The organism is Polaromonas sp. P3_C2, assembly GCF_056402675.1.
Window position 1 is genome coordinate 1 of the sequence record NZ_JBFUGX010001073.1, and the last position, 901, is coordinate 901.

General features: G+C 55.5%; 1 protein-coding gene. It reads left to right on the top strand.

Annotated elements, in window-relative coordinates:
• The coding region (locus AC1DWI_RS24680) for an ankyrin repeat domain-containing protein (protein ID WP_477726114.1) at positions 1–901 on the top strand (901 nt) is incomplete at both ends.

Genomic DNA, 901 nt, shown 5'->3' on the forward strand with positions numbered 1-901 from the left:
CTATTGCACTGCATTTAATCGAACAAGGCGTCATTCGTGAAAATCGCCGTATTAGTCAGTATCCCGCGCCGCTAACGACCGTTGCGGCATATTGGTGCAACCTGCCAGTGTTGAAGGCGCTTTGTGCTCTGGGATTCGACCCTTACGAAACCAACACCGACGGCGAAACTGTATTGCATATTGTTTTGTCGTCAGCAGAATTCGAAGCCATCGAAACCTGCCGGTGGGTCGTTGAGAGATGCAAAGACAACCTGAATCCCGTCACCCAGTGTGGCAGCCCGATTTGGCACTCGTTCGACAGTGGTGAAAATTCCTTAGGCGCACGGATCTTCAGGGAGCAGGGTGCGCTTTTGATCGCGCCTGAAGGGTTCTATGAAAACCTGTCGCGTGATGAAGTCGTTGTCGAGTCCGCGAAGCACAACGATGTCGATACCCTGAAGACACAGTACCAAGATCAGGATAGGGAGGCTGTTCTCTGCACCGCCGTGGAGCACGCGGCACTGGATGTGATTTTGTGGATGAACGACCAGCAACCGATAGACTGGTTTTCCGAGGTCAAAAGCGTCAGTGGGCGTAGCAATGACTCGCCCTTCCCTCAGCTGTACGAGCAGCCGTTTAATTGGCCCTCGGGGAACACCGATCTTGTGTTCCTTGACCACCTCATCAGCGGGATTGCGTCCAGCGTGGAAGCACTGGACCGGGTCGCAGTCTATATTTCGGGCCGCAGCGAAACAGCCCCGCTGCTGAGAAAACTTCGTCAATTGGGTGCCACCTTGGGGCAAGTGACGCTCTGCAACGGTGATTCGGCTTTCCCGTTGTGGCGGGCGATGGAGGAGGGTCGCATTGACAATGCCAGGACGCTGCTGGAACTGGGTGCGCCGATTCCGGACGAGGTAGGCGG